This is a genomic window from Paenibacillus sp. SEL1 (genome assembly GCF_054602535.1).
Genome location: NZ_CM137723.1, coordinates 153,008 through 178,967 on the forward strand (window position 1 = coordinate 153,008; position 25,960 = coordinate 178,967).

The 25,960-nt window shown below is 47.1% G+C and carries 26 protein-coding genes and 1 other annotated feature; of the genes, 4 read left to right on the forward strand and 22 right to left on the reverse strand.

Going from position 1 to position 25,960, the window contains the following annotated elements; genetic code table 11:
• Positions 1 to 185: 185 nt before the first annotated feature.
• The 5 genes from ACYCSE_RS00680 to ACYCSE_RS00700 form a co-directional block, all read right to left on the reverse strand.
• On the reverse strand, positions 186 to 1,175 hold the full coding sequence (locus ACYCSE_RS00680; RefSeq protein ID WP_061830380.1) for an iron-hydroxamate ABC transporter substrate-binding protein: 990 nt from the start codon (positions 1,173 to 1,175) through the stop codon (positions 186 to 188).
• A gap of 126 nt (positions 1,176 to 1,301) precedes the next feature.
• Positions 1,302 to 3,875, reverse strand: a complete 2,574-nt coding sequence (locus tag ACYCSE_RS00685; protein WP_459700818.1) for a ComEC/Rec2 family competence protein — start codon at positions 3,873 to 3,875, stop codon at positions 1,302 to 1,304.
• Positions 3,805 to 3,957, reverse strand: coding sequence for a hypothetical protein (locus ACYCSE_RS00690; protein ID WP_459702575.1), 153 nt, complete (start codon positions 3,955 to 3,957; stop codon positions 3,805 to 3,807). The genes ACYCSE_RS00685 and ACYCSE_RS00690 overlap by 71 nt, the downstream gene beginning before the upstream one ends.
• A 180-nt stretch (positions 3,958 to 4,137) precedes the next feature.
• Positions 4,138 to 4,656 carry a deoxycytidylate deaminase gene (locus ACYCSE_RS00695; RefSeq protein WP_025723414.1) on the reverse strand — a complete coding sequence of 173 codons (519 nt, stop codon included), beginning with the start codon at positions 4,654 to 4,656 and terminating at the stop codon, positions 4,138 to 4,140.
• Between the two features lie 88 nt (positions 4,657 to 4,744).
• The gene (locus tag ACYCSE_RS00700) at positions 4,745 to 5,392 is read right to left on the reverse strand and encodes a ComEA family DNA-binding protein (RefSeq protein WP_459700820.1); all 648 of its coding nucleotides are present in this window, start codon (positions 5,390 to 5,392) and stop codon (positions 4,745 to 4,747) included.
• Between the two features lie 297 nt (positions 5,393 to 5,689).
• On the opposite strand from ACYCSE_RS00700, the gene comER reads away from it, so the two are divergent.
• Positions 5,690 to 6,535: a late competence protein ComER gene (gene comER, locus ACYCSE_RS00705; protein ID WP_459700822.1), complete on the forward strand. Its 846-nt coding sequence runs from the start codon at positions 5,690 to 5,692 to the stop codon at positions 6,533 to 6,535.
• On the opposite strand, the gene leuS is transcribed toward comER, so the two are convergent.
• Positions 6,516 to 8,954 carry a leucine--tRNA ligase gene (leuS, locus tag ACYCSE_RS00710; RefSeq protein ID WP_250260885.1) on the reverse strand — a complete coding sequence of 813 codons (2,439 nt, stop codon included), beginning with the start codon at positions 8,952 to 8,954 and terminating at the stop codon, positions 6,516 to 6,518. The two genes, comER and leuS, sit on opposite strands and share 20 nt — an antisense overlap.
• Before the next feature lie 61 nt (positions 8,955 to 9,015).
• Positions 9,016 to 9,272 (reverse strand) — a binding site (T-box leader).
• Between the two features lie 184 nt (positions 9,273 to 9,456).
• On the opposite strand from leuS, the gene ACYCSE_RS00715 reads away from it, so the two are divergent.
• Positions 9,457 to 9,846: a tautomerase family protein gene (locus ACYCSE_RS00715; RefSeq protein WP_039272313.1), complete on the forward strand. Its 390-nt coding sequence runs from the start codon at positions 9,457 to 9,459 to the stop codon at positions 9,844 to 9,846.
• Between the two features lie 72 nt (positions 9,847 to 9,918).
• Here the strand turns inward: ACYCSE_RS00715 and ACYCSE_RS00720 are convergent, their stop codons facing one another.
• From ACYCSE_RS00720 to spoVAC, 15 genes are all read right to left on the reverse strand, one after another.
• Positions 9,919 to 10,692, reverse strand: a complete 774-nt coding sequence (locus tag ACYCSE_RS00720) for a class I SAM-dependent DNA methyltransferase (protein ID WP_250268861.1) — start codon at positions 10,690 to 10,692, stop codon at positions 9,919 to 9,921.
• A 3-nt stretch (positions 10,693 to 10,695) separates the two neighbouring features.
• The gene (locus ACYCSE_RS00725; protein ID WP_459700826.1) at positions 10,696 to 11,604 is read right to left on the reverse strand and encodes a CvfB family protein; all 909 of its coding nucleotides are present in this window, start codon (positions 11,602 to 11,604) and stop codon (positions 10,696 to 10,698) included.
• Positions 11,601 to 11,948 carry a ribosome silencing factor gene (gene rsfS, locus ACYCSE_RS00730; protein WP_459700828.1) on the reverse strand — a complete coding sequence of 116 codons (348 nt, stop codon included), beginning with the start codon at positions 11,946 to 11,948 and terminating at the stop codon, positions 11,601 to 11,603. The genes ACYCSE_RS00725 and rsfS overlap by 4 nt, the downstream gene beginning before the upstream one ends.
• Positions 11,945 to 12,541, reverse strand: coding sequence for a bis(5'-nucleosyl)-tetraphosphatase (symmetrical) YqeK (yqeK, locus tag ACYCSE_RS00735; protein WP_444955214.1), 597 nt, complete (start codon positions 12,539 to 12,541; stop codon positions 11,945 to 11,947). The genes rsfS and yqeK overlap by 4 nt, the downstream gene beginning before the upstream one ends.
• Positions 12,525 to 13,115: a nicotinate-nucleotide adenylyltransferase gene (nadD, locus tag ACYCSE_RS00740; RefSeq protein WP_336077634.1), complete on the reverse strand. Its 591-nt coding sequence runs from the start codon at positions 13,113 to 13,115 to the stop codon at positions 12,525 to 12,527. Before nadD ends, yqeK begins: the two co-directional genes overlap by 17 nt.
• Before the next feature lie 17 nt (positions 13,116 to 13,132).
• Positions 13,133 to 13,429, reverse strand: a complete 297-nt coding sequence (gene yhbY, locus ACYCSE_RS00745) for a ribosome assembly RNA-binding protein YhbY (protein WP_013311197.1) — start codon at positions 13,427 to 13,429, stop codon at positions 13,133 to 13,135.
• A 68-nt stretch (positions 13,430 to 13,497) separates the two neighbouring features.
• A complete protein-coding gene (gene aroE, locus ACYCSE_RS00750; RefSeq protein ID WP_322160757.1) occupies positions 13,498 to 14,367 on the reverse strand; it encodes a shikimate dehydrogenase in 870 nt (289 codons plus the stop codon).
• 105 nt (positions 14,368 to 14,472) lie between these two features.
• Entirely contained in the window at positions 14,473 to 15,600 is a 1,128-nt protein-coding gene (gene yqeH, locus ACYCSE_RS00755) for a ribosome biogenesis GTPase YqeH (protein WP_039272319.1), read from the reverse strand.
• Entirely contained in the window at positions 15,593 to 16,123 is a 531-nt protein-coding gene (locus ACYCSE_RS00760; RefSeq protein ID WP_013311200.1) for a YqeG family HAD IIIA-type phosphatase, read from the reverse strand. Before ACYCSE_RS00760 ends, yqeH begins: the two co-directional genes overlap by 8 nt.
• 145 nt (positions 16,124 to 16,268) lie before the next feature.
• The gene (locus ACYCSE_RS00765) at positions 16,269 to 18,515 is read right to left on the reverse strand and encodes a transglutaminase TgpA family protein (RefSeq protein ID WP_459700833.1); all 2,247 of its coding nucleotides are present in this window, start codon (positions 18,513 to 18,515) and stop codon (positions 16,269 to 16,271) included.
• A complete protein-coding gene (locus ACYCSE_RS00770) occupies positions 18,512 to 19,759 on the reverse strand; it encodes a DUF58 domain-containing protein (RefSeq protein ID WP_459700835.1) in 1,248 nt (415 codons plus the stop codon). The genes ACYCSE_RS00765 and ACYCSE_RS00770 overlap by 4 nt, the downstream gene beginning before the upstream one ends.
• 3 nt (positions 19,760 to 19,762) lie before the next feature.
• Entirely contained in the window at positions 19,763 to 20,722 is a 960-nt protein-coding gene (locus tag ACYCSE_RS00775; RefSeq protein ID WP_459700837.1) for an AAA family ATPase, read from the reverse strand.
• Positions 20,723 to 20,934: 212 nt separating this feature from the next.
• On the reverse strand, positions 20,935 to 21,291 hold the full coding sequence (gene spoVAE / locus ACYCSE_RS00780; protein WP_013311204.1) for a stage V sporulation protein AE: 357 nt from the start codon (positions 21,289 to 21,291) through the stop codon (positions 20,935 to 20,937).
• Positions 21,288 to 22,310 (reverse strand): stage V sporulation protein AD, encoded by a 1,023-nt coding sequence (gene spoVAD, locus ACYCSE_RS00785; protein ID WP_023989537.1) that lies wholly within the window; start codon positions 22,308 to 22,310, stop codon positions 21,288 to 21,290. Before spoVAD ends, spoVAE begins: the two co-directional genes overlap by 4 nt.
• Entirely contained in the window at positions 22,307 to 22,813 is a 507-nt protein-coding gene (spoVAC, locus tag ACYCSE_RS00790; protein WP_103049575.1) for a stage V sporulation protein AC, read from the reverse strand. Before spoVAC ends, spoVAD begins: the two co-directional genes overlap by 4 nt.
• A gap of 185 nt (positions 22,814 to 22,998) precedes the next feature.
• On the opposite strand from spoVAC, the gene ACYCSE_RS00795 reads away from it, so the two are divergent.
• Complete coding sequence (locus tag ACYCSE_RS00795; protein WP_459700841.1) at positions 22,999 to 24,078, forward strand: M42 family metallopeptidase; 1,080 nt, start codon at positions 22,999 to 23,001, stop codon at positions 24,076 to 24,078.
• A 99-nt stretch (positions 24,079 to 24,177) separates the two neighbouring features.
• Here ACYCSE_RS00795 and ACYCSE_RS00800 read toward each other — a convergent pair whose 3' ends face one another.
• A complete protein-coding gene (locus ACYCSE_RS00800; RefSeq protein WP_061830385.1) occupies positions 24,178 to 24,894 on the reverse strand; it encodes a metal-dependent hydrolase in 717 nt (238 codons plus the stop codon).
• Positions 24,895 to 25,245: 351 nt separating this feature from the next.
• Here ACYCSE_RS00800 and exlX point away from each other — a divergent pair, with 351 nt between their 5' ends.
• Positions 25,246 to 25,959: an expansin ExlX gene (exlX, locus tag ACYCSE_RS00805; protein ID WP_061830386.1), complete on the forward strand. Its 714-nt coding sequence runs from the start codon at positions 25,246 to 25,248 to the stop codon at positions 25,957 to 25,959.
• Position 25,960 lies beyond the last annotated feature (1 nt).

The window sequence follows — 25,960 nt, forward strand, 5'->3', positions numbered from 1 at the left end:
TTGCAAATTGTTGCAGGATAGACGTCTGACACTAATTTTATTTTTTTAACAAAAAAAATTATACCAAAAAGCCCAGAATCCCCAGCATATCCTCCCTTAGAATAACAGAAAAAGGGAAGGTAGTCACCTTCCCCTAGCTCCTACATACATCTAAATGCTAGCCTTCGAGCTGCAAGATCATATTGTTACTTCTTGGAAACCAAAAAATCAGATATGAGTTCTAATTGATAAGTCAGAGCAATCGGATCTTGAAAATAAAAATCGTCGATTGAGTATTGATATACTTTACCTGATTTAACGGCAGAAAGGTTCTTCCACACACTTTTAGATAAAATATCTTTTCCTTGGTCTGCTCCGTCGCCTCGAATACCCAACATTAAAAAATCGGCATCGCCCAGCATCTCCGGTAAAGCCTCTATTGAAATGCTGGCCCACCCCTTCTCGAACGCTGCCTTTTCTACCTTCTCAGGAGCATGAAGTCCCAGCTCATCATAAAGTATGGCTCCTCCACGTCCATAAGATTTTCCATATAGATATAATTCTTTTCCTGTAATCTCAAAAATAGCGATTTTTTTACCCGAATCAATGACGTCAGACAAAGCCTGTTTCTTCTCAGCAATCTTGGTTGCAAAATCAGCCAGGCAATTCTTCGCTTCCTGCTCCTTGTTTAACACTTTGCCCAGCTCCATCAGACGGTCCTTATATTGATATTTACCATATGGGATAAACACTGTAGGCGCTATTTTTTTCAGATTTTCATATGCTTTCTCATCATAGGTAATGATCAGATCCGGCTTTAGGGTGATTACCTTTTCAAGGGACAATGCGGAGCTGTCACCGATATTTTCAACACCATTCAAGTATTTTTTATAATATGGAGCATTAAATACGGTATCTGGAGCCCCTACAGGTGTAATACCAAGTGCTAGCACATCACCTACATAATCACCGACTGCCACTACGACACGCTGGGGATGCTCAGGAAGAGTAATTGTACCTTTATCACTTTCATATGTACGTGTGGCAGCCTCATCTCCAATTGATGTGGTCTTGGAAGCAGTCGATTGACCGCTTTCTGTTACAGTCCCACCCCCACTTGTAGCGCATGCACTCAATACCAGCATTAACGAAATGATGAACAAACAAGCTGATGCTCTAAATTTAAAATAACTCACAATATTCCTCCCGTTAATAATGATTCTCATTTTCATTACTCATATGATTCTATCAAAGCTTACAGCTACTGTCCATGCAGATTGGATTCAAAGCAAACAGCCCACTCCTGAGAGTGAGCACCCGTTTTAGTATGTTGTTGTATTAGTATCTGTTTTGTACTGTTTGCGTTGGTAGCGCACACTCAGTTTTCCTTGCTGTGCTCGAATCTGTATCTCTCCCATCGTATCTGTTCGATATATAGCAGAATCAACTGCCGATAAACGTTCCAATACCGCTTCATTCGGATGTCCGTAAGTATTGGTCGCACCGACCGAAATAACGGATACTTTCGGTCGCCAGTAGGATAACCACTCTTCCGAGGTGGAATACTTGCTACCGTGATGTGCTATTTTCATGACATCTACAGCTTTCCCGACAGCCCCCGTTGCGCCCTTATCTTTCACACTTGATGAAAAACGAGTTAATTCAGAGAGCAACGACGACTCTGCTGCATCATCCATATCTCCTGTGAACAAAAAAGAGGCTCCCTCCATCTCCAATATCATGGCAACAGAGTAATGATTTTGCTCCTTCATAACAGGCAACTGCTCAGATTCGTCCTCCGGTAGCGTAAACGGATAGAGAAAGCGGATTTTCGTAGCCTGGTCTGGCTCCCATTCCATACTATGATGTGCACCGTACAGCTTAATCTGCTTGTCTAAAGCCGTGTTCAACAGCTTACGGAATGGGGCTTTATCTGTCAGGGTACCATTAAAAAACAAGGTAGATACGGGAATCTGGTCAAGCACAGCCTGTAGTCCTCCGGCATGATCATGATCTCCGTGTGTTAAAATGACAGCGTCCAGCCGATGTACACCTCGTTGTTTTAGCAAGGGCACAATCGTATCTTCACCTACCTCGTAGGGATCTGCGCGTTTGCGCCAAGCATTTTTCCCTGTAGCAAAGTCCATTGTACCCCCGCCATCTACCAAAATATGTTTCCCGCCCGGCGTGGTAATTAAAATGCTGTCACCTTGGCCCACATCCAGATATTGAACAGTTCCCGTATTTCCTCCACTAGGAGATTGGTAACCTGTATACAATATCCCAAGCCAGGCGATAACACTTAGAGCCAGTGCCAAATGACGATAACCATTCCACTGTCGACGCGCAAATTCCCCTGCTCCCTCAGGTTCATGAGCTGTATTCAAAATAGCAGCCCATTCGGCAGAAGCCGCTAATCCCGTATACACGGGTGATGATATGGGAGTGGAATTCAAAACAGAATTATCGTCTGTTTGCCTGCGAGATGTCAGCCACGTTTTAAGCCAGTACAGAACACTATACAGAGCTGCGTAATACGCCATGACCCACAGGATGGAGGAAGACGGCCAAATACTCACATAAGCATCATCCACATTCAGCCATTTCACTAGTAAAAAGGTCAATTCGTTCAATTGCTCTGCCGGCCACGCAAGAATACGAGCCCCATCCCCCCACAAAAAGGAAAGCCCCATCGCCACCGTACCTATTGGAAGCACGATATATGTAATAAGGGGTACAAGCACAAAATTGGCCGCAAATGATAACAGCGAAAATTGATTAAAGTAGAATACCGTCATTGGAAACGAAACAAGCTGTGCCGTAATTGTAATCGCAACCTCACCTCCGATTAGGAAAGGCCATTTGGCGAAAAACGGCTTCATAAGCGGCATATAAATGAGCAACCCACCTGTCACCAAAAAGGAAAGCTGAAAGCTGACGCTAAGTAGATAATATGGATTCCAAATCAGCATGAGCAACGCGGATATACTTAAAATATTAAGTCCGTCTTTGAGCACACCTCGTCGGGCTGCAAACAAGCCGATCATCGCCATAATTCCCGCCCTCACAACAGAGGGAGAAGCACCTGTCAGCAGGACATAAGCCGGAATGAGTATCAAAACGACTGTAAGAGATGTCTCGCGGCTAACTCTTAGTAGCTTGAGTAAATATAATAGTGTAGCTGCATATACCGCCACATGCATGCCCGATATTGCTAAAATATGCGTTAAACCAAGCTTCGTAAACTCGTTATACGTTGCTGGGTCCAACTCATCTGTTACCCCAAGCACCAGTCCTTTCATATATCCTGCGTGATGAAGTGATGTAAATGCCGATTCCATTCTCTGCCCTAGTTGCTCCCTTAGCTGATCATTCCATCTGAACAAAGTGTAGCGGTTCCATAGTGAAGCCTCCTGCTTCTGTAACGAAGCTGCCCCATCGCCTTTGAAAAGCCAGTGGATTTCCTGTGTGTGCAGGTATTCACTGTAATCAAAGCTACCAAAGTTCCCCGCTTTTGTAGGAGCCTTTAAGGTGCCACGCAGTACGACTGCATCTCCACGTTGCCACGCTGCCGCAAGTTGCTGTTCCTGCTTGGCAGCCAACTTGATATGAACAATGACCTGTTCAGAAATTAGTGCACGATTCTCGTCCTTTTTCGAATGACTTCCGTAGTGATTGATTGAGGTGACTCTCATCTCAAACTGTGTTCGATCACCATCTACCTGTACTTTAGAAGCGATAAGCCCTGCTACTTGAACAGGCATGTCTTCCACCATAGAAGACGATACATGAAGAGCATCGGGAATACTGCTAACATTATGCGTATCATGCCAAAACCAATGAAATCCACCACCGCTGAATGCAAGCCAAAGTAATACCATATGCCGGATGGGCATTTTCATCCATAAAGCTATAAGCGGAAAGATCAGGGTAACCCCCGCCCAGAGGAACAAAAGCATATGTCCAGAATACAGACATGCTCCCGCACTTCCTGTAATCCAACAAACAGTAAGGGTCGATATAGGTCTAGTTAACACAATCTTAGCTTGAATACAATCACCTTCCGGTAGCAAACATTGCTTTCTGTCCAAAAAACACAAAACAAAAAGAACCTCTGACAAAATAGCATTCGTCAGAGGTTCTTCCTCGTTTACTTTTTTAATTCATTACATCCATCAGCGTTTCTTTTGGTGGATGATAGGTTTTCAGCATACGAAAGGCGATTCCCTTCTCCTCCATCATAGCACGAACCTTGTCGGCATCTTTGGGATAAGGTCGGTGGTATACAATCTCCACAATACCGCTGTTCGCCAACATATTGGCACACGTCCAGCATGGCTGGTCGGTGACGTATACTGAAGAGCCTTCACGATCAATTCGGTCAGTAAACAGCAGCAGGTTCTGCTCCGCATGAATAGTGCGAATACAACGCTGCTTCTTAACCATTTCCTCACGCCCATCACGGTGAACGACCTCATACTCCTCTGAGATCATGCAGCCTGCCTCAGAACAGTCAGGTACCCCGGATGGTGCTCCATTATAGGCCGTCCCCAAAAGCTTTTTACCTTGTACAAGTACGGCTCCAACATGACGCCGCGCACAGCGCGAACGGGTGGATACCATATAAGCGATATCCATGAAATAGGTGTCCCAGTCCTTGCGTACATCTGCACTCATTTCCATCTCTCCCGTATAAACAAGTTAAAACGTAAACCATATCCGCTACCGCCGTTCTCAGGACCTGTACATTATAATCTTATATAAGTTACAAACTGACATACGGCTTCATTTTAGCCAACATTTTAGCTCCGATTCCCTTTACATGATCCAAATCGTTCACACGTTTGAACGCCCCGTGCTGATTACGGTAGTTCAGTATAGCCTCGGCTTTTTTAGCCCCAACCCCTGGTAATTCCATTAACTCAGCAGCAGTCGCCGTGTTGATGTTTACCTTTTTTTCGCCGGAATCGGGTGTAGTAACCGAATCACTTACCCTATTGGTCCTACTCGTCGTTGCACCACTCGAACTAACAATACCTGTGTCTGAGCTCGGATTCGCAACACCTGACTGCTTTACGGTACTTGAATTTCCCGCAATAGAGTTTTCGCTCACAGCAGCAGATACACCAGTAGAAATCTGCACAGTATCACGTTTCACATTGTCAGCGGCTTCGGCATTCCTACTGCGCTCAGCTTTGTCTGAAGGTTCTTTTACACCAGGCTTTTTCCGGGCGTAGTCACTGCTGCGCTGCGACTTATTTGGCTCTGTCTCCATCGCCACAGCCTGCTCCACCTTATGGTTAAGTAAAGTCCACTCTTCTTGCGGCTCAGAGCGCTGTCCTCCGGCAAATAAAATAAGTCCACTCCCGATTACAGCAAGCGTTATCGCTGTTCCTGTCCATACACGTTTCATTTCCGTATCGTCCCCTACTCCACATGGATTTCGGAAAATTGAGCCGACTGAAAACACCGTCTCAATCAAACAGAGCAAGTCTGTCCAATTCCCGTTAAACCGGAGGGTGCAAACAACCTCCATACGGTCTCGCTGTGAGCATTTTCACAAAAAAAAGTGGTACGACCCCGGGGACGATCTAACATGCTTAGACATAAAATTCGTCATGTCGGCCAAGACCTGGCGCATACACTAAGAAGAATGACAGCTGACAGCACAGCGTCTATACCGCAAAGTATGAAAGGAGGACGTTGAACAATGAAAGTTGGATTTATCGGGACTGGCAGCATGGGAAGTCTGCTAATTGAGTCTTTTATTAATTCTAACGCACTCAAGCCGCAGCAAATATCAGCAAGCAATCGAACGCATTCCAAGGTAACCGAGCTAGCCCGTCGCTATCCAGGTTTGCATGCAGCCCAAAGCAACCGTGAAACGGCAGCGGAAAGCGATGTTTTGTTTATCTGTGTGAAGCCGCTGGAATCAAAAGCCATAACGGATGAAATACGCAACGTCATTACAGAAGAGCAAATCGTCGTATCTATCACAAGCCCGGTGCAGATTCGTATTTTGGAACATGCACTGAAAGCCAAAGTGTCCAAAATTATTCCAAGTATCACCCACCAAGTGGGCAGCGGAGCCTCGCTGTGCATCCATGGAAGCCGGATTACAGAGGAGGATCGCACCCTTCTGGAAGAGCTTATGTCCCACATCAGCAGGCCGATTCGGGTTAAAGAATCTTATACTCGGATCACGTCGGATTTTTCGAGTTGTGGTCCTGCTTTCTTGGCCTTTTTTATGGACCAGTGGATTCAAGCCGCAGTTCAAGCTACAGGTATAGACCGTACGGAGCTATGCGCCCTGGCCGGTGAAATGATCATCGGCACTGGAAAGCTGCTCACGGAAGGCGGGATGACACCAGCCGAGTTACAGGCCAGAGTGGCGGTTCCCGGAGGTATTACCGCCGAAGCTCTCGCATTGTTGGACATCAGCCTGCATAGCGTCTTTCCCGAGCTAATACAGGCCACGCACAACAAGTATGAAGAGGACATGCAAAAGGTAGATGTCTCCTTCGGCTTAAAGCCGATTAACCGGCAACAATATTAACCAGCTTACCTGGAACAGCAATTACCTTGCGGATCGTTTTGCCGGCCAGTGCCTGCTGAACATTGTCCAACGACACAGCGAATGCCTCCATCGCTTTAGCATCAAGATCCTTGGCAATCGTTGCACGCTGTACGATTTTACCATTTACTTGCACAACAATTTCCACTTCGGCGTCCACCGTCCATGCTTCATCATAAGCAGGCCAAGCCGCGTAGGTAATGCTATCATTGTGCCCCAGCAGCTGCCACAATTCCTCAGCCAGATGGGGTGCAAGCGGCGACAGCATTTGCACGAAGTTTTCCATTGCTGCACGCGGCAGAAGGTCTGCTTTGTATGCATCGTTGGTGAAGATCATCAGCTGGCTGATCGCTGTATTGAAGCGCAGCGCATCCAGATCTTCGGTTACTTTTTTCAGCGTTTTATGCCAAGTACGATTGAACTCATCGCTACCGCCGTCATTTGTAATTTTATCATTCAGGCTACCATCCTCCGAAACAAACAGGCGCCATACGCGGGACAGAAAACGATGTGCTCCCTCTACCCCATTCTCATTCCATGGCTTGGTCGCTTCCAGCGGCCCCATAAACATCTCATAAATACGCAGCGTATCGGCGCCAAATGTATTGACAATATCATCAGGATTAATGACATTACCGCGTGATTTACTCATTTTTTCATTGTTGTTGCCCAAAATCATACCCTGGTTGACCAGCTTATAAAAAGGCTCTTTCGTTTCCACTACGCCGATATCATACAGTACCTTATGCCAGAAACGGGCATACAGCAAGTGAAGAACCGCATGTTCCGCTCCGCCAATATACAAATCAACAGGCATCCATTCACGTTGTTTCTCTTTGGATACAAGCTCTTTGTCATTTTTCGGATCAATAAAGCGCAGGTAATACCAGCAACTTCCTGCCCATTGCGGCATTGTATTCGTCTCGCGACGTGCTTTCATACCTGTCTCAGGATCAATGGTTTCCACCCAATCTGTTGCGTTCGCCAGCGGGGATTCACCTGTACCTGAAGGCTTGATATTGTCCATCTCCGGCAGTACGAGCGGAAGTTGGTCCTCAGGAACCGTTTTGATCGTTCCATCCTCCAGATGAATTACCGGAATCGGCTCGCCCCAATAGCGTTGACGGCTGAACAGCCAGTCACGCAGGCGGTAGGTGACTTTGCCGTGTCCTTTGCCCTCGGCTTCCAGCCATTCAATCATCTTCGGAATCGCTTCCTCGTTGGTAAGTCCATTCAGCGGGCCTGAATTGACGTGCGGTCCATCCTCAGTATATGGCTCATTAGCCACATCTCCACCTTGGACAACCTCAATGATATTCAATCCGAATTGCTTGGCAAATTCCCAGTCACGCGTATCGTGAGCAGGTACAGCCATAATCGCTCCAGTTCCGTAGCCTGCCAGTACATAGTCAGCAATCCAGATCGGCAGCTTTTCGCCGTTCACCGGGTTCACTGCATAAGCTCCTGTGAATACGCCTGTTTTATCCTTGGCCAGATCTGTACGCTCCAGATCGCTTTTACGAGCAGCTTGTTCACGGTACTGTTGTACAGCATCCTTTTGCTCAGGCGTAGTGATAATATCCACTAATTCCTGCTCTGGTGCCAGCACACAGTAGCTTGCGCCGAACAGTGTATCTGGGCGGGTTGTAAATACTGTGAGTTGCTCGTCATAGCCTTCAATTGGAAAACGAACCTCTGCCCCGGTAGACTTACCGATCCAGTTCCGCTGCATATCCTTAATACTCTCAGACCAATCCAGTTCCTCCAGATCATCCAGCAGACGATCCGCGTATTCCGTAATTTTCAGCATCCATTGACGCATTGGTTTACGGACGACCGGATGACCGCCACGCTCACTCTTGCCGTCAATAACTTCTTCATTCGCCAGCACTGTTCCCAGCGCTGGGCACCAGTTCACGGGTACTTCAGCTACATATGCAAGGCCGCGCTTGTACAGCTGGATGAAGATCCACTGTGTCCATTTGTAGTAATCAGGGTCCGTCGTGCTGATTTCACGATCCCAGTCGTAGGAGAAGCCGAGCGATTTGATTTGACGGCGGAAGTTATTTACGTTTTTCACCGTAATTTCGCGTGGGTGTTCCCCTGTATCCAGCGCATGCTGCTCGGCAGGCAGACCGAAGGCGTCCCAACCCATCGGATGCAGTACGTTGTAGCCGCGCATTCTTTTATAACGTGAAACAATATCCGTAGCTGTGTAGCCCTCTGGGTGGCCTACATGCAGGCCGGCTCCAGATGGGTACGGAAACATATCCAAAGCATAAAACTTCGGTTTGCCCGGCTCTTCCCCGGTGCGGAACGTCTTGTTCTCATCCCAATATTTCTGCCATTTTGGTTCAATACTTTGCGGTTGATAGCCGTGCTTCGGCTGTGTGTCTGTCATTGTCTTTTCCTCCTCAAACGGTATGCAACAAAAAAACCTCTGCATCCCGTAGCGTGTCAGCGCTAGGGACGAGAGGTTATATTCCCGTGGTACCACCCTAGTTAGCAGAAAGCGTTCTTCGCGTTCTACTCCCTTTGCACCTGATAACGGAGGTGATCCGATGCGGGTTAATAACAGGATACAAGCACCTGTAAAGGCGTTCCTGCGTTGGACGCATATCTCCGAGGCGAGTTCACTTTGCGCTGTCAACCGGCTTGCACCACCCGCCGGCTCTCTATATGTCCAGACAAAGCTACTATTCCTCATCAGCGATTGTTTAACCGTTAATAATGGCACTATTATATTGAAAACCGCGAAAAAAGTCAAATAAGGACTAGCTTTGGTGTTAAAGACCCTCTTCATACTAATTGTTCATGACACATGCATACGAATGTTTTATAATAACTTCGAATTAAATTGATGCAAATTGAGTTGAGTTGAGATAAGAAAGGTGAGCTGAGACATGGCACAGATTAAAATTTTTGGAATAAAAGAAACTCTAAATCCAATCAAAAAGCAACTATCAGAGGTGATTCATTCTGCTGTGGTGGATGCGTTCAAATATCCTCCAGACAAGAGGTTTCATCGTTTTTTCCCTATGGATCAGGAAGACTTTATATATGCCGATGGTCGCTCTGAGGCGTACACCATTATTGAAATCAGTATCTTTGAAGGCAGAACGACAGAAGCTAAGAAGCAGCTCATCCAGCTGTTATTCCAACGAATTACGGACCATTTTGGCATTGCTCCACAGGATCTTGAGATTACTATATTTGAAACGCCCAAACAGAACTGGGGTATTCGGGGTGTACCGGGTGATGAGCTTCAGTTGAACTATAAAGTGAATATATGAGTGCAAAAAGACGCCCTTCATGTCATCATGAAAAGCGTCTTTCTTTTCCTAAATTTGCTCAATGAGTCTTCACTATTTTACAGCAACATAAAACAGTCTCGCCGCGTCACCTTCTGCTTCTACCCATTCAAAATCCGCATATACCTTCACATCACGAAAACCTGCTTTGGACAATTCTGCCTTCATCCAGTCTGGGTCATAGGCACGCTGTACATGTATTTCCTCGAAACGCTGGTATAGATCGCGTCCTTCATGTTCTGCTTTCGCAAAGATACTAAGATGATGCTCAATTTCACAACGGGGAGTGTCCAACGCACATGTCCAGATATATGAGATAGAGCGATCATCCAGTACGAATGGCTGCTCTTCATCATAACGTAAAAACGTCTGGGGATGATGTACATCGAACAAGAAGGTTCCGCCAGGCTTCAGACCAGCATGAGTTCTACGAAAAGTAGAAATTATATCTTCTTCCTCCAACAAGTAATTCAGACAATCGCAAAAAGAAATTACAGAATCCACAGGCTCGGGTAAAACCCATTCTCTCATATCCTGCTGTATCCAGCGAACGCTTCCCTCACGAAACAATCGCTGTCCCTGGGGAGTGGTTTCCATTTTGCGACGGGCTACTGCCAGCATGTCAGAGGATAAGTCGATTCCAGACACTTCGAAGCCCGAGTTAACTAGGGGAATCGTAATCGAACCCGTTCCACAGCCCAGCTCAGCCACCGTATGCGGCATACCGTACTGATCCCAAGCCTGCCGTGCAAATCGCAACCAGTCCGGGTACGGCATGTCCTGCATCAGCTCATCATACACATAGGCAAACTTCCGGTAAGAAGCCATTTTTTATTCCCCATTCCCGTCCTTCGGTTTCGGCATTTTCTCCACCAAGTAGGTCCAGTTTTCCTTTTGTGTAACCATTCCTTCCTTCATCAGCTTGCCCATCGCACGCTTGAAGGCGGATTTACTAATACCAAACCGTTGCTTGATAATATCCGGCGGCGTTGCGTCGGAGTAAGGCATGCCGCCACCCGGACGCTCCTTCAGAAAAGCAATCAATCGATCTGCATCCTCATCACGGCCTACTTCCTTGCGTGGCGACATCGCCAGATTGACCCGACCGTCTTCGCGAACAAGTGTGACCCGTACCTTAACCTCTTCGCCCAAGCGAAGCATCCGGTTGCGTTCCGAGGAGTGAATCATCCCAATCGCGCCAAAACCAAGCAGACCTCCGTCCACCAGAACGAATGTACCCATTTGAAGCGGCTTGTACACCGTCGCCTGCACCCACGTATTCAGCCACGAATCAGGGGCGTGGAAGCACAACGGAGCAAGCTCCTGCTCCCCTGCCAGCTTAGCCCGCAGTCTGCCTTGCTTGTCATGCTCCATAATGGCATATACGTAGTCGCCCACCTGAGGATGTAAATCTCGGTTTTCTGGCAACTCACGAATCGGCAGCAAAAGCTGACGACCCAATCCCATCTCTAGAAAACAACCCAAACGCGGATGCACATCGGCCACCTCAAGCTTTGCCATTTCGCCCAACGACAAGAACGGCTTTTTCATGGTTGCAGCCAAGCGGTCCTCTGTATCGTGAAAAATAAATACCTCCAACCGTTCACCAACTTCAATTTCACGTGTCAGCTCCGTATAATGCAGCAGCACATCCTGCTCACCAACAGTGAGAAAGTAGCCGAAAGGAGATACCTCACGATCCACCATAATGGTGACATAAGTACCGGCGATCAAACTCATACCTTTTCCACAACCTTAGCATCCGACCAGAGTCGTTCAATGTTATAGTATTCGCGCTCGTCGCGATGGAAGACATGCACTACGACATCCCCCAAATCCATTAGAACCCAACGGGCGGAATCCATTCCTTCGATTCCTTTGATGGTTACACCTTCATCATGAGCGCGTTTGCGAATTTCTGTTGCAATCGCCTGTACCTGTGTATCCGAATTACCATGGCAGATGACAAAATAATCAGCTACTAGTGATATTCCCCGCAAATCCAGTGCGACAACATTCATTGCCTTTTTATCATTTGCAGCATCAACCGCTATTTGCATTAATTGCTCATTAGTTAGGGTCATTCATGAACCTCCGTTTTTCTCTGTTTTAGTTGTTGAATCAAGTCATTACGCGACAAGACTGTTAGTGGAAAAATAACCTTTTGCTTTTCCAGCAACAATGAAATCGTAGAGTCAAATCCAGCGATAAGGCCCTGCTCCAAGCTTTTCTTTGCCTGTTTACGGATATGCTCAACCCCCGGAAAATCCCGTCCCGGTTCGATGTAATCAGCGAGACACACGACTTTATCCAGCAGGCTCATACCTACGCGTCCTGACGTATGCCAGCGAATCGCATTCCTTATTTCCGGATCATCCACTCCGTAATCTCTTGCTGCAACGCAGTATCCTACCTCTGAATGCCAGAGCTGCTTGTCATGTTCCAAAAGCTCCTGATCACATTCGGGATGACTGCGAATCACCTCTTCCATCTGCTGAACAGGCCAATATTTTGCTACATCATGCAAAATAGCCGCCAGTTCTGCCTTATCCGGATCTGCTCCATAGCGCTTCGCAAGCTCCACTGAGGTATGCATAACACCTAGTGTGTGCTTCCAGCGCTTTTCAGGCATTTGACCAGATACGGCTTCCATTAATTGCTCACGGCTGTACTTCATACAAACAGCCCCTTGTAATATAGTCATGCACACGATCTGGCACAAGATAACGGATAGTGCGCCCTTCCGCAGCACGCTCTCGAATATCCGTCGACGAAATATCCACCACCGGCATATCCGCCAGCAGTACCTTGTCCTGCAAATAATGCGGCAACTCATCCAACGCAAGCTGAAACCCTGGGCGCCGAACACCAATAAAACAAATTCGCTGCGCCAGCTCCTCAATTCCCTGCCAATGAGGCAAGTAGTTCACCATATCCGCACCAATAATAAAATAAAAATCCACAGCAGAGTGCAACTCTTGAAGCTCCTTGATCGTGTCAATGGTATAGGATACTCCCCCGCGAAGCACTTCAATATCCAGCACTTCAAAAGCAGGATGACCCGCTACCGCTTCACTCGTCATCTCCAGACGCTCCTTACCGCTCGCCCCCGCCTGATGCTTGTGCGGAGGAATATGAGAAGGCATAAACCATACTTGATCCAGCCCATAGGCATCTCTTGCCGCTTCTCCAGCCAGCAGATGTCCAATATGAATCGGGTCAAATGTACCACCCATAATACCGATTTTCATAATTTTCTCCCCGCGTGTTATCCTCTAGGCAACTCAATTTCCTTATGATCACGGGATTCTTTGTACAAAATAATAGTGCTCCCGATGATCTGAACAAGCTCAGAACCTGTCTCCGCGGCCAGTTCTTCCGCAATTTCATGCTTGTCGTCCAAACAGTTGTTCAAAATTTGCACTTTCATCAGCTCACGCTTTTCAATCGCATCGTTGATGTGACGCATAAGATGCTCATTCGTACCGTTTTTACCTACTTGAAAAACCGGGTCCAAATGATGCGCCATTGAACGCAAATATCTTTTTTGTTTACCTGTTAACATGTATATTTAACCCCTTCGTCGCCACATATACAATGCAGCATTTCCATAATTTTAATGTACAATCTTACTTACGACAGGCTACTCAGCACAGCCGCTCTCATTTGCTCTACAGCAGGGACAACCCCTGTAAAATACTCAAAAGCCACAGCCCCCTGGTACACGAACATGCCCAAACCCCCATGTACAGTGCAGCCGCGCTGTTCACGGCTTTCCTGTAAAAGTCTCGTTTCCAGCGGGTTGTAGATCAAATCACTCACAATGATTCCCTCCGGAATCAAGCTCGTTTCCAGTGGAAGCTCATCCGCTAAAGGAGACATTCCCACCGAGGTTGTGTTAATCAACACATTCACTGTGGCGAGCACGCTCTTGGCATCTTCGTTGGAATAACCCCTCACTGGGATTGCTTCCGTCGTCCACTCTAATGCCAGTTGCTCAGCTTTGTCACGTGTTCGGTTCAAAATAATAACCGATTCCGGTTGCTCCTCCAACAGAGCATGAATCACGCCACGAGCAGCCCCTCCGGCTCCAAGAACAGCAATTCTTGCGCCCTTCAACTCGACAGAAGTCTCTTCTTTGAGGGAACGTACGTAGCCAATTCCATCCGTGTTATAGCCCTTAAGACGTCCATTGTCATTCACTATCGTATTGACAGCGCCAATGAGTCTGGCCCCTTCATCAATCTCATCCAGATATTTCATAACCTCAACTTTATGGGGAATCGTCACATTGACTCCGCGGAAATGCAAAGCACGAATCCCCTTCATGGCATCTTCCAGCTGATCCGGTTTGACATGAAGAGGTACAAAATCTCCTTCAATCCCCGCTGCCTGTAAAGCTATTTTATGCATAAGAGGCGATTTGGAGTGCTTGATCGGATCACCCAATACGCCCAATAGTACAAGACCTTGTTCGGTCGCTTCAGACTCCCCGCTGTTCATCGTTGCTCTCCCCCATATTGCAAAGTATTAAGCCGCACAAATACATGAATGGCGGCAGGAACCAGTACCTGTTCCTTGCCGCCCTATAACATGGTTACAGCAACGTTATATCAACGCAGGCCGCAAAAGCACACGGACTCCCCGAGGAGCATGAACCGCAATCAGAGCTCCGTTCTCGCTATTTACCCTGATCCATCCCAAACCGGAAATGTAGATGTCCGATGGAGATTTGCGTGGAACGCGGAACTCATGTCTTGTCCATTCCGGCATCTCTGCCAATTGATCGCGTGTTGGCGGAGATAACAATTCCCCGGCATGATCAGCGAACAACTGATCAGCTCGCTCCAGCTTCGTGCGATGTATCTTAAGACCACCGTTAATGTAGCAGGTAAATGATTGGTGCTGACCCTCCACAAAATCAAATCGGGCCATACCGCCGAAAAACAATGTTTGTCCGGCATCAAGCTGATATGCAGCAGGCTTCAGCGGCTTGTCCGGCATAATAGCGCTCAAGTCCTGACGGGAGACGATTTCACTGAATCGCCAAGGGTATACAATACCCGGAGTATCAATGATATGCTTGCCGTCGTCGAGCGGAATATTCACCATATCGAGTGTAGTTCCCGGGTAACGGGACGTTGTGAGTTCCTGCTCCATATCGCTATAATCACGAATCAAGCGATTAATAAGTGTGGATTTACCCACATTTGTCGCTCCCACTACATATACATCGCGGTTACCACGGAGCTCAGATACCACATCCAACAGACGGTCAAAGCCCTGATTTTTTTTAGCTGAGCACAGTACGATTTCTTCTGTGCGAAGTCCTTGCTCCTTCGCTTGCTTTTGTACCCAGTTACGTACCTTGTTCCAATTCGTTACCTTAGGCAGCAAATCGGTCTTGTTCACAGCCAGTATAACTGGATTGGAGCCTACAAAGCGTTGCAAACCAGAAATCAAGCTACCTTCAAAATCAAAAATATCTACAATGTGGATGACGAGCGCATCTTTGTCGCCAATCTGGCTGAGCAGCTTCAAGAACTCATCTTGATCCACCGTAACTGAAGACGTCTCATTATAGTTTTTGATCCGGAAGCAACGCTGACAGATGACAGGTTCGCGAGTAAGCAATTTTTCAGGAATATATCCCGGAAGCTCCGGGCTAGTGGTCTGCACGGTGATACCGCAACCACTACATTTGACGGCAGTGCCGCCGTCAGGTCTTTCAGTCATTCTTCTTTTCCTCCTCAAGCCATAAGCCTTTCTTACGTAACCTTGTGAGCGCGATTCGCTCCAACCGCCGATTAAATCGGGTCATGACTCCTTCATCATGAATGGATATCGGTAGCACCAACACCGTATGCAATCCCAGTCGGTTGCCTCCCAATACGTCCGTCAACATTTGGTCCCCGACCATAATAGTCTCTTCCGGAGTCAGCCCCATCATACGGATGGCTCTACGAAAAGACGAGTTGGAGGGCTTCCGTGCGGCATGTATAAATTCAATGTCCAAAGGCGTAGCAAACACGGATACACGGTCCATATTGTTGTTAGACACGATGACAAGCTTAAAACCCGCCTGTTTGACCTTCTCAAACCAGGCCACCAGCTCGGGAGTCGCATTCGGCGCTTTTGCACCGACCAGCGTGTTATCTAGATCCGTAATAATGCCGCGATATCCTTGAGCATACAAGCCTTCAAGATCAATATCAAAGACGGTATTCACCCGTAATTTGGGCATCAGCATTTCAAACAACGTCGGTCACCTCAGTTTCATACGACAAACTATACCATATTACTATGGCTTAGTAAAAAGCTATCCGCAACAAACGGACAGCTTTTTCACTAAATATATAGCTAAAGATTAAAATAGACAGCGTTTGAACCTAATCAAAAATAGACTAGTCTTGATCCTTATGATCCGACGCAGCTTTTCGTCCAGCCCATCGTTTTATCCATCCTTCTTTGTGTAACAGAGATGCCTGCTGGCGAACCATATGCCAATCTTCTGCGGTTACGGATGAGGGGCTATAACGCGCTTGTTCAAATCGTCCAAGCAGCTGATGTAAAATTGAAGCGTGTTCCGGTACTTCTAGCGACCATCTATCAACTGATTCCCTCAGCGTCTCGTGACTGGCGCGGACAAATCCCCTTCTTCGCATGTACCTTAACCAGTGCTCAGTTTCGACGACCACCTTTTCATCCGGAGTCAGCGGCTTACCTCTGCGTAAACGCAGCAGGTAAAAGTGAATGTCTGCGCGATTACGCCAGACGATATAAGCAGCCCACAGCAGCAGAATTGCAGCAGCAGAACCTATGATTACAGGATGAATCTTTGAACCTTCCTCCGGATTAGTCTGCGGGGTCTGCTCAGGCTGTTCTGGTTCAGGCTGATCTTTAACCTCAGGGGCTTCTGGAGTCTTTGAATCCTCCTGTTCCGTAAGCAGCGGCATATCAAAGCCAGGCGTAGCTTCTACAGGGACCCAACCGTATTCACCTAAATATACTTCCGCCCAGGAATGAGCATCCGCATTTGTCACGGAGTAAGAGGACATATTTTCGTCACTTTCGCCCGTTGTTGCATCATCTGAAAACGTCTGCTGACCAGGTGCATATCCTTTAACCCAGCGGGCTGGAACCCCAACAGAGCGAGCCATCATGACTAATGAGGTGGAATAATAATCGCAATAGCCCTCCCGAATCTCAAACAGAAAGGCATCCACAAAATCTCTGCTTCTTTTCCGTGAGAGGTCCGGATTGTTCGTATATGCATAATTTTGCTGCAAATACTGCTGTAGTAATCCGACTTTTTCATACGGCGTTTTCGCCGTTGACGTTACGTTCTGAGCCAAATCACGAACCCGCTGTGGCAACTCATCTGGAATTTGTAGATAGGCTTCCTGTTTATTTTTTCCGTACAACTCATTAAAAGTTTTTGTGCGTAGCTCTTTCTCAGGGATCACAGGGACATGCGATACCAGAGTATACGTTTTAGGATAAGCAGTTCTTCGGGAGGATGGATTCCAAAGCAGTTCCGCCTGTTCCGGGTTCCAACGTAACCCATCTGCCCGTGAATCTCTGTCCACCGATTGAACACGCTGCACCGAATAGGCGCCAAACAAAACAGGATAGCTCTGGTCGTTTTGCATCGTAATGGTCTGAACGACCTGCTCAGTCGAATGCCGCGTTTCTTGTGTGTTTTCAAGCTCTGCGGTCATCGGCACATCATTCAGCGTTTGATCATCGTTGCCCCCGTCACTCCAGCCTGTACCGGAATAGGTTCGTTTCGTTTCCCCCCGCCAATAGCTTCGCTGAGTGGTCGTGATGGTCATGACAGGAGAATAATCAAAATTAAAACCTCCACCCAACCGATTATCCTGGCGACTATAACCCGATGCGGTGTTCATCCGCTGATTCAGTGCCCCAGATCCATTGCTGATCCCAGCGGTGGTTGAGCTATCTCTCTGGGTCCACGCTGTATAGGGATCAGTCAAAGCTGGCTGTACCTCAGGCATATTAACACCAGCCATAATAATGAGCGCAAAAATGACCGCAATATTGGCTGCTATTTTATATGGATAGCGCCGAATATGCTTCCATCCTTGAGGATAATGCTGCCGAAAATACTGCAGATGCTGTGTCACCAGCCAACCCATACCAGCAAAGACGATCCAAGCAACCTCCTCCCACAGCACAGTTGGCGTGAAGGAATCAAGCACTGCCAGCGCGGCAATATTAATACCCACAAAAACAAGAATCCGTTGCTTCGTTGTAACGATGAGCGGCACCATTTCAATAACTAGCCAAGCGATAAGGGAAAACCAAATATAAGGAGACATATTGGATATAAATTGGTCCAGGCGATTGGCTACCCCTCCGAAGGGGATAATGATGGAGTAAGACACCAATGTCCGATACAAAATAAAAAACAGCGCCGCCGCCTTAACAATAAATTCAATCCAAGGACGAAATGGTAGTACAATCTTCACCAGAGCCAGCATCGTAATGGTCATCAGTACAAGTGCTCTTGTCTCTTCCAGCCATAATTCGGAAGCAAAAGAAACCCATTGCATGGCAATAATAATAATCCATAAAAATGTAAAAGCGGGGGCCCAGGAACCCTTTAACGATTGTAACCAGCTCTTCATAGTGTTCCTCCCCCCATTACAGCCGGGAGCTCCTCAAGGCTCTCAACATCGTAGCCCTTGATTCCTCTTGCACGAAGCATGCTCATCCATTCTTCAGCTTCTCCCTCAGCAGAACCTTCTCCGATATAGACGTGGCACGGAGTCATCCCCCGGGTATCGGCCCAGCGAAGAAGCTCCATCGCCTGATAATCCTTCAGCGGACTAATCAATATAAAATAACAGCCTTGCGGAAACTGGCGTACACTGCTTTCTACAGCGGATTTCAAGCTACCTTGTGAAGTTGTGTGTATGTCTACCAAGTGATGCATCATTCGTTGTCGTTCCATTGTCTGCTCACTTGGCTGAAAGACGGTACCTTTCTCTCCAGCTGTGCACAATCCAACCCCCATTCGCTCCCGTCCACCATATTCCAGCAATGAAGCGGTAGAGGATACAGCTAGCTCAAACTGTTCGGCGTTTACATAATGCTTCATGTGTACGTCCAGCACAAGCATCGTTTTAGGAACGGTCTCATGCTCAAATTCCTTGGATTTCCAGCTACCTGTACGCGCCGTCGCATTCCAGTGGATGCGCGAAAACCGATCTCCATATACATAATCCCGTACACCGTTAATTTGTGTCGTTTCACGCCGCGTTCGAGTTTGAACGGTCTGCGGTCCAGACATCCTTGAGCGACGGTCATTCATCTGCCAATACGGAATGAATACCGTTCGGGGCAGCACCCGAAATTCACCGCGTGCGTTCAAGCTGCCTTTGTGCTCCAACAGACCGAAGATGTCCTCACTCACACATTCCGTTTCCTCAAAGTGATAGCTTCCTCGCTCTAAAGTAGGAGTCTGAAATGTAAGCTGACCGCCCCCTTTTAGACTGGGAATGACACTGTCCTCAAACGACCAGGATTCACCTGTATGTCGCTTGAGGACCTCACGGACAATGACATAGGGTAACGGAAGAAAACCAGGTATACTGAGGCTCAGCTTTACATGCACCTGATCTCCCGCATGCAGCATTTCTCCAAACTGCGAGCCTTGCGAAAGCTGCCGGGAGCCTTGCACACGGCGAACTCCGCTCAGACCAACGATCCATAAATAAACGATTAACAGCGTAACCATAGACAACAGCATGACCGACGTCTTGCCGCCCTGAAACAACAAATATAGCAGGCACACCACCCATATGACCACCAGAAGCCAGATGCGGCCTGACAGCCGTGGAAGCCTGCGCTTCCTTTTGACCATATTCATTCCCTAAGGACGCTCCATTCGTACGGGTACATGAACCTGCCGAAGGACAGCCTGGAGCACGGACTGGGCACTGGAACTGTCCAGACGCGCCTCGGGACGCAGCAACAAACGATGCGTTAGCACATAAGGTGCCAGCGCCTTCACATCATCAGGCAGCACATAGTCACGGTTGTCCAGAAAAGCGTATGCCTTCGCACCCATTACAAAAGCAAGCGCCGCCCGAGGGCTAGCTCCCAGCAGCACGGATGGATGTTCTCTTGTCGCACGCACGATATCAAGTAAATAGGACGTCACTGCTTCGTCCATATAAATTCCTCTAATTTCCTGCTGGATGTCAGCAATCTGCTCCATATGAGCTACAGCCTCCAGGCGGTCTGCTGGCTGGCCTGCCTGATGACGAAGCAGCATGTTTCGCTCCGTCTCCATGTCAGGATAACCCAAGCTGATTTTGAGCATAAAACGATCTAACTGTGCTTCCGGCAGCATATAAGTGCCTTCAAAATCAATCGGATTTTGTGTCGCACACAGCATAAAAGGATGAGGCAACATATGAGTGTCCCCATCCACTGTCACACTGCGTTCCTCCATAACTTCCAGCAGAGCCGACTGGGTTTTTGTCGTCGCTCGGTTAATTTCGTCCGCCAGCAAAATATTAGTCATCACAGGACCCGGACGGAAATAAAAACGCTCGTCCCGTGGATGAAATATGGATACCCCTGTAATATCACTCGGGAGAATATCAGGATTACATTGAACACGGCGGTAATCACCGCGCATGGATTTGGCAAGAGCCTTGATCATTTGCGTTTTTCCCGTACCCGGAACGTCCTCGATCAGAATGTGTCCACCCGCCAGCATAGCCGTAAGCAGTAATTTTATTTCAAAGGATTTACCTAATATACATGATTCCAGATTAGAACGGATTGCAGATACAATCTGCACAGATTCTTGACGTACGGGCATAGCTCTGTAAACCTCCTAGATAGCAACATGTTTCCTATTATTGTACATGAAGGTGGGCACAGAGTACACTTAACCCCCTGCCCGTATTATTCAAACTCCACCCTTCTTTCGATCTTCATGTGCAGAACAATTAAAAACCCTTCGGTCATTAGATCCGAAGGGCACATGTATATAATCATTTATTTTTATGTCAACTCTATAGTACGCGTCTTTTATATGCTTCCTTTTGGACGAACAAACAAGCATGCCAGAAAAGAGAAAATAATCGCAGAGGAAATTCCTGCACTTGTCAGACTAAAGATCCCTGTAATGACACCCAGCCATCCGTCCTTCTCCAATTCGGTTAATGCGCCGTGTACAAGTGAGTTACCAAAACTGGTAATTGGAATGGTCGCACCCGCTCCTGCAAATTTAATAAGCGGATCGTATATCCCAACAGCATCAGCAATTGCACCTGCAACCACCAACGTACTCATCGTATGTGCCGGCGTCATTTTGAACACATCCATCATCAACTGGCCCACGACACAAATGGCACCACCCACTAAAAAAGCCCATAGAAATATCATACTGTTCCTCCCGCTTCAAAAGCTACAGCATGTGCAACACAAGGAATGCTTTCACCCTGCTGTGTAGTCAAAGGAGATAATAACGCTCCGGTCGCCACGACCAGTACCTTTTGCAGCTCTCCTTTTTCAATCCTCTTCAACAAATGCCCGTAGGTTACAACAGCCGAGCAGCCACAACCACTGCCTCCTGCAATGACTTTCTTTTGCTTATTGATGTCGTAAATCAGCAAACCGCAATCATTAAATTCCGTCTGATTCATATCGAACCCATCTTTTTTGAGCAACTCCTTGGCAATCGGTAGCCCCACTGAGGCTAAATCGCCCGTTACAATGAGATCATAGTAACCAGGGTCACGGCCAGTGTCTCGAAAATGAGACAACAGCGTATCCGCAGCCGCGGGAGCCATGGCTCCACCCATATTAAAAGGGTCTTTAATGCCCATGTCCATTACACGTCCAATGGTAGCACAATCCACCACCGTTCCTGACTTGGCATGTCCTACAATTGCGGCGCCGGAACCGGTAACAGTATACTGAGCCGTAGGGGGCTTCTGTGATCCGTATTCATTAGGATAGCGGAATTGTTTTTCTACAGTACAGTTATGACTGGTCGTACCCGCCATGACGTAGTCACCGGCCTCTGAGTCCACAATAAGTGCGGCTAAGGCTAAGCTTTCCATTGATGTTGAACAGGCTCCAAAAACACCCAAATAGGGAATAGCCAGCTTGCTAGCCGAAAAGGAGCTACTGATAATCTGATTCATCAGATCACCACTAATAAAAAACTGCACTTCTTCTTTGTTCAAATTGGCATTAATTAGCGCCAGCTCTGTAGAATGCTCAATCAATCTACGTTCTGCTTTTTCCCACGTTTTCTCGTTGATTTCTATATTGTCATAAATATAATCAAAATCTGTGGACAACGGCCCTTCTCCTTCATCCGGGCCCACAACAGTGGCACTTCCAATAATGCGCGGTCTCGATTCAAACTTCCAGGTTTGTCCGCCCTGTCTTCTCATAAGTGATTGCCTCCCACACCAAGGATGGCATATATAACGCCTACGATAAATGCAGCCACCACCCCGAATACGACAACCGAGCCTGCAAGTTTGAACATATTGGCGCCTACTCCGAGCACCAGTCCCTCAGAACGATATTCCAATGCAGCCGAACACATCGAGTTAGCAAAGCCTGTAATGGGCACAGCGGTTCCTGCTCCTGCCCATTGAGCAACCTTATCGTAAACCCCGATACTGGTTAATATGACCGCCAGCAAGATCATCATCGATGAGGTCGGCGGGGCGGCCTCCTTGGCTGATATGTGCATTCCTGCCATAAAGGCCTCTTGAATCGCCTGTCCAATCACACATATCCCGCCTCCAACCAGAAAAGCGCGCACACAATTGGCAAATACTTTTCTCGAGGGTTCATGCTTTTGTGAAATATTCTGATAGTCCTTCTCATTTATGGACAGCGGCGACGTATTGGTACGAAAACCGCGCTGCCCGGATTTAGCTGGCATCATTCACCACCCCTTATCTGTAAGTTTTCGCGCTTGGCGGTTCGAATTGCTTGGCTCTTTTTCATTATGAGCTTTTTGGAGAAATGTTATGTCAGGAAAATGATATCGTGGACATTCGATACAAATCCATTCATACTGAATACATGACGACCACTGGTTAATTAATAAGGAGTGAGGTATACATCATGGAATCAAAAACATTGGAATTGTTTAAAACCTTAACGGAGTTTCCTTCCATTCCTGGACATGAGCGTGAGTTGCGGGCATGGGTTAAGGAACGGATATCCGGCTATACCGATGAAATCGTGCAAGATCGACTGGGCAGTCTTTTTGGGGTGCTACGCGGTCAAGAGAGTGGACCACGTGTGATGGTGGCAGGCCATCTGGATGAAGTCGGTTTTATCGTGAATGGTATTACGGAAACTGGAATGATTCGTTTTCAGCCGGTTGGAGGCTGGTGGAGCCAAGCCATTATGTCACAACGTCTTCAAGTATTGACTCCAAAAGGCCCAGTTATTGGTGTAGTTGGCTCTGTCTCGCCTCATTTGCTGGATGAATCGCAACGCAGCAAACCTATGGACATCAAGCATATGTATCTGGATATCGGCGTAGACAGCAGACAAGAAGCGCAAGATCTGGGGATCGTACCAGGAACGGCCATTGCGCCGATCTGTGATTTCACTCCACTGGCAAATCCTAAAAAAATCATGGCTAAAGCATGGGATAACCGCTACGGTGTAGGCTTGGCTATTGAACTGCTCGAAGCATTACATAAAGAAAAAGACAAGCTTCCCAATACATTGTATGCAGGGGCCACTGTTCAAGAAGAAGTGGGACTGCGTGGTGCACGCACAGCGGCCAATCTGATTCAGCCGGATATATTCTTTGCACTGGATTGCAGTGCAGCCAACGATATGGGCGGCGACCCGAATGCTTACGGGCACCTCGGTAAAGGCGCACTGCTGCGGGTATTTGATCCAGGTATGATTACACATCGCGGAATTGTGGAATACGTGCAAGACATGGCGGAAACTCACAAAATCAAATATCAATATTTCATCTCCACAGGGGGAACCGATGCAGGTCAAGTGCACTTGAGCGGAATTGGCGTGCCATCCACTGTCATAGGCATCTGTGGACGATACATCCATACTTCCTCGTCCATTATTCACACTGATGATTATGATGCAGCCAAAGAGCTGATCATCAAGCTAGTTCAAAACCTGGATCGTACAGCGCTGAATACCATTATTGAACGAGCCTAAGTTGTAACAGAGAATCGCAATCTATAAAAAAACAGTCAAGACACGTACAACGTGCTTTGACTGTTTTTTTAATTTAATAGAAACAAAAGATAGAATATATCAAATCAAATGCTTATAACGAAGCAAAGCAATCACTACAAGTACAGTAGTTAAAGCAATACAGACGTTTTCTATCTTAGCTCCCTTCCGGGTTCCGGTACTCATCAATTTAAATCGCAGCTTCCATTTGAACGGCGGCAAAGGTTTGATTCCATTATTCGTCAAGGAATCTGCCAGTAAATGCAGCAAGTACGCTAGACCTCCAGCCAGCCATATGCTGTCACCGTGCAAACGTGTCGTACCATAAAGCAACGCAGTCCATGCGACTGTCCCGTATACCGTATGTGTCAACCCCCGGTGTGGGACTAACGTACAAATGATCAGCAGACACCCGGCGATATAATTCCACGGTGCATATGATTCTCCATACCAGGCTAGGCCGATACCAATTAGAAAGATAATAACCTTGCGCATGGATCGTGAAGGCATAAAAGAAGCACTGATCATCAGCAAAGCCAAAACAAGATTCCATGGCGGTGGAGCCAAACGGGTGAAAAATACCCAACCAGCAGCCCCAATCATTAGAAGCTGTATAAGCCTAAGCATTTTGGTTGGCAGCGCACGGCTCACGAGCATGGAGTTAGGCTCGTCAATATCCGGCAACAGTGAACCGACCACAGCAGCTGCCACGGCAGCCGGGGTCACTTCGTATCCACTTAAAGCTAATACCGACAGGGAGACCCCGGTTCCAATAATCAAATGGGCTCTTCCCATCATGGTGCAAAACATCCTTTCGTTGCAGCATACAACAGAGTTCAACATCACTCCATTTGAATCAGCATGATTCGATTGTATACGACAAACAAAAGGAGAACAATAGTTCGCTTATTCTATTTAAAAGACTTCATCCAAAAGTCCTAGTTTCGTCCTCATTACTTAATCCTCCCCTTATTCTTTATCTGTACAACCATTTCTTAAAAAACACGCCATATGGCCTATGAGTATGTTGACAAACATCTTCAATATTTTCTTTTTGCCTCAAAGTCCTATTGTACAATTTGAAATATTAGGTAATATAGTGTTTATATTTACTATATGAATCTATTAAATGAATAAGGAGGAAATGTTATGCAAAAAATATCGACGTTCCGAAAGTTCAAAACCATCGGTCTAACATCGTTGCTAAGTCTTGTATTATTCGCCCTTCCCGCTTCAGCTGCTTGGAATGATACATACACGGGGTACGCCACATATACAGGATCAGGTTACTCTGGAGGGGCATTACTGCTTGATCCCATCCCTTCGGATGCCAAAATTACAGCGCTTAACCGCACACAACTGAATTATAACGGAATCAAAGCTGCATTAGCTGGAGCCTATTTGGAAGTTCAAGGTCCCAAAGGGAAAACAACCGTATATGTAACTGATCTTTACCCTGAAGGTCCAAGTGGCGCGCTCGATCTGTCCCCAAACGCGTTCAACCTGATTGGCAATCAGATAGACGGAAAAATTAATATTTCGTGGAAAGTCGTCAAAGCTCCGGTTAACGGCAATGTCTCCTACCGCATTAAAGAAGGCAGCAGCCAATGGTGGGCAGCCATTCAAGTACGCAATCATAAATATCCGGTCTTGAAGATGGAAGTCCAACAAAACGGACAATGGCTCAATCTCGAAAAACAGGATTACAACCACTTTCTAGGTACTAACTTAGGAAAACAACCTCTGAAAATACGGATTACGGACATTCGTGGTGTCGTGCTAAACGATACAATCCCAGCTCTAGCGGAAAATGGTACAGGCGGAGCCTATATCGTTAATGGTAACGTTCAATTTCCTGACTAGT